Below are 3,612 nucleotides of genomic sequence, written 5' to 3' on the forward strand. Positions count from 1 at the left end.
AGCCGTAAACCCGGTTATCACGGCCGAGGTCACCGGCTGCTGAGGCCGAAGGAGCAGTGGATCGCCATCCCCGTGACGCCCCTGGTCGACCAGGAAACCTGGGATCATGCGCAGGCCCAACTGGCCCGCAACGCCGCCTTGTCGTTTCGCAACAACAAGAAGCACGATTACCTTCTTCGCTGCCTGCTGACCTGCGGCGCCTGCGGCTTGGCCATGTTCGGCAGAACGAGACCGAGAGCCGGGGGCGAACGCCACTGCTATCAGTGCTCCGGAAAGGACCCCGTGATGAGGGCCCGGGAAGTGCCCTGTCCCCGGGCACTGGTCGATGGCGAGACTCTGGAAAGTGCTGTATGGGATCATGTCCGGGATCTGCTCGGCAGTCCCGATCGACTGCTCGCCCAGTTCCAGCATCTTGCCAACGATTGGGAGCGGGATCCGGACCAGGGAGAAGGGGCTGAACAGAGGCTGCATGCCCGGCTTGACAGCCTTGGCCGCGCCGATGGGCGACTGCTCGACGCCTACCAGGCCTGCATATTTCGGCGGAATCCGCCCTTTGATTTCGGGGGAAAGCGCCCCCCTGTTTCGGTCCAAACCGCCCTGCCGTTTCGGTGATTTCGCCCACGCGTGGGAGTAGAGTTGGGCAGCGTCTGATCCAGCACCGGCCTCTACACTTTGGTCCTTGCGATGATGGGCAGGGAGGGTGGGATGCCGCGGGAGAGATCGGACATGCGACGCATCAGGGAAGTCTTGCGGCTGCGCGATGAGTTCGGGGCGAGCGTTCGGCGGATCGCGGCGGCGTGCCGGATGCCGCGCACGACGGTGCGCGATTATCTGCGCCGTCTCGAGAGCGCGGAACTGCGCTTTGGCGACATCAGGGAGTGGAGCGACGCGGAGTTGGAGCGGCGACTGTTTCCGCCGCCGGCGATACCGTCACGACCGCTGCCGGATTGGGCGGCGGTGGAGCGGGAACTGGGCCGGCAGGGCGTGACGCTCCAGTTGCTCTGGTAGGAGTATCTGGTTTGCCATCCGGACGGCTACCGCTACACCCAGTTCGTCCAGCGGTTCCGGGACTGGCAGGCCGCCCGGGCGGTTCCCCGGCTGCGGCGCGACCATCTGCCGGGCGACGCGCTGGAAGTCGATTACGCCGGCATGACCCTGATGATCGGGGTCGGCGCCGAAGCCCGTCCGGCACAGATCTTTGTCGCCTGCCTGCCGTATTCCGGCTACATCTACGCCGAAGCGACCTGGACCCAGCGGTCGGAGGATTGGCTGGCCTCCCATGTCAGGCTGCTGGAGCATATTGGCGGCGTTCCGGCCCGCCTGGTGCCCGACAATCTCAAGGTCGGCGTCAGTCACGCCTCCTTCTACGATCCCGCCATCAATCCGGGCTACCGCGATCTCGCCCAGCACTACCGGGTCGCCGTCGTTCCGACGCGGGTGCGTCAGCCTCGGGACAAGGCGGCGGTCGAGAACGCGGTTCTGCAGGTTGAGCGGCGCATCCTGGCGCCAGTTCGCGACACCGTCTTCGTCAGTCTCGACGCCGCCAACGCCGCGATCCGGGAGCGTCTGGCCGCACTGAACGCCGCACCGTTGAGCGGCGACAGGACCACGTCCCGGACCCGGATTCTGGCCGAGCAGGAGCGTGCCCATCTGCGACCGCTGCCGGCGGACCGCTTCGTCCCGGGCGCCTGGAGCCGCTACAAGCTGGCGCCCGATTACCATGTCGTGATCGACGGCGCCGCCTACTCGGTGCCCTACACCGCGATCGGCAAGGCGGTCGATGTCCACGCGACCGCCGCCCTGATCAGCATCTTCCTGCGCGGGCGGCGCATCGCCTGCCATCCTCGTGCCGCCGCCGGCAGCCGGACGACGCTGGAAGCCCACCAGCCGGCCTCCCATCGTGCGGTGGCGCGCTACACCCCCGAACATCTCCAGGCCGAGTTCGCCGCGATCGGATCGGCGGCGGCCCTGCTGTTCGAGCGCATCCTGGCGGCGGCGGAGCACCGCGAGCAGGCGGTGCGTGCCGGTCTCGGCCTGCTTCGGCTTGGCGGCGCTCATGGCGCTGCCCGGCTGGAACAGGCCTGCCAGGTTGCCCTGGAAGCCAACGTCCGATCCTGGCGCTACGTCCAGCGCTGGCTCGTCACCGGCGACCCGCCGCCGGTCTCATCCGACGGCCTTGGCGAGCACGCCAACCTGCGCGGACCCTCCTATTACCGGAACTGAACAAGGACCCGAGACCATGAAGCACCCGACCCACGAGGCTTTGCGCCGGCTGCGCCTGTACGGCATGGCGCGCGGCCTGGAAGACCTCGAGCGCCACCCCGAACGCGGCCAGCTCAGCTTCGACGACCAGCTTGCCCTGCTGGTCGAGCGCGAGACGGCGGAGCGTGCCAACACCGCCCTGGCCAGCCGGCTGAAGCGGGCCCGACTGCGACAAACCGCCTGCCTGGAGGATCTCGACTGGCGCACGCCGCGCGGTCTCGACCGCACGCTGGTGCGCGATCTGGCGAGTTGCCGCTGGGTGCGCGAGCACCAGCCGCTGCTGGTGACCGGCCCGACCGGCATCGGCAAGACTTTCGTCGCCTGCGCGCTGTGAACCGTACCGGGTTCCCGGAGGCCGATTTGGTTGAGTCACGCCGCCCTGGCGACGTCCTCGGTTTGAGCATAGTAGCGCGCTTCGGCCTCGGCGGGTGGAATGTTGCCGATGGGTTCGAGCAGGCGCCGGTGATTGAACCAGTCGACCCATTCCAGGGTGGCGAACTCGACGGCTTCCAAGTTGCGCCATGGCCCGCGGCGTCGGATCACCTCGGTCTTATAGAGGCCGTTGATCGTCTCGGCCAAGGCGTTGTCATAGGAATCGCCGACGCTGCCGACCGACGGTTCGACGCCAGCGTCGGTGAGACGCTCGGTGTACTTGATAGCAACATATTGCGACCCGCGGTCGGAATGGTGGATGAGGCCGCTGCCTTTGGCCGGACGGCGGTCGTGAAGCGCCTGCTCCAGGGCATCCAGGACAAAGCCGGCATGGGCGGTGCGCGAGACCCGCCAGCCGACAATCCGCCGGGCAAACGTGTCGATGACGAAGGCGACGTAGACGAAGCCTTGCCACGTCGCCACAAACGTGAAATCGGCGACCCACAAGGCATTTGGACATGGTGCCTGGAACTGACGGTTCACCCGGTCAAGCGGGCACGGCGCCGACCGGTCACTGATCGTGGTGCGCGCCGCCTTGCCTCGTGTCGCCCCTTTCAGACCCATCCGCCTCATCAGGCGGGCCACCGTGCAACGCGCCACGTCAATGCCTTCGCGTTGTAACTGCCGCCAGACTTTCCGGACCCCGTAGACCTGGAAATTCTCACCCCAGATCCGCCGGATAGCCAAGCTCAGCTCGGCGTCGCTTCGCCACCGGGCCGGCGCCCTGGATGGGTCCGTCCGCCGGGCGGCATAGGCGTGATAAGTTGACGGGGCGATCGGCAGAACCTTGCAGATCGGCTCGACCCCGTGGACGGCGCGATGCTCGTCGATGAAGGCGATCATTTCCTGAACGGGCGGTCGAACTCCGCCTGGGCGAAATACGCCGACGCCTTGCGAAGGATCTCGTTCGCCTGGCGC

General features: G+C 67.2%; 2 protein-coding genes, 2 pseudogenes and 1 other annotated feature. Of the genes and pseudogenes, 3 read left to right on the forward strand and 1 reads right to left on the reverse strand.

Annotated elements, in window-relative coordinates; translation table 11 throughout:
- From AC5JJ6_RS04410 to AC5JJ6_RS04420, 3 genes and pseudogenes are all read left to right on the forward strand, one after another.
- On the forward strand, positions 1-612 hold a 612-nt coding region (locus AC5JJ6_RS04410; protein WP_496040882.1), incomplete at its 5' end, for a recombinase zinc beta ribbon domain-containing protein.
- 93 nt (positions 613-705) lie between these two features.
- A pseudogene (gene istA, locus AC5JJ6_RS04415) lies at positions 706-2,223 on the forward strand (IS21 family transposase).
- 16 nt (positions 2,224-2,239) lie between these two features.
- Positions 2,240-2,596 carry an ATP-binding protein gene (locus AC5JJ6_RS04420; RefSeq protein ID WP_496040883.1) on the forward strand — a complete coding sequence of 119 codons (357 nt, stop codon included), beginning with the start codon at positions 2,240-2,242 and terminating at the stop codon, positions 2,594-2,596.
- Positions 2,597-2,631: 35 nt separating this feature from the next.
- Here AC5JJ6_RS04420 and AC5JJ6_RS04425 read toward each other — a convergent pair.
- Positions 2,632-3,612, reverse strand: a pseudogene (locus tag AC5JJ6_RS04425) (IS3 family transposase); the annotation flags it as partial.
- Positions 3,463-3,579 (reverse strand) — a sequence feature (AL1L pseudoknot). (Overlaps the previous pseudogene by 117 nt.)

It is taken from the genome of Skermanella sp. (genome assembly GCF_059503625.1).

What these genes read in the sequence shown, in the direction of transcription:
- AC5JJ6_RS04420 (WP_496040883.1), top strand. Translation starts at nt 2,240, where the DNA reads ATGAAGCACCCGACCCACGAGGCTTTGCGCCGGCTGCGCCTGTACGGC.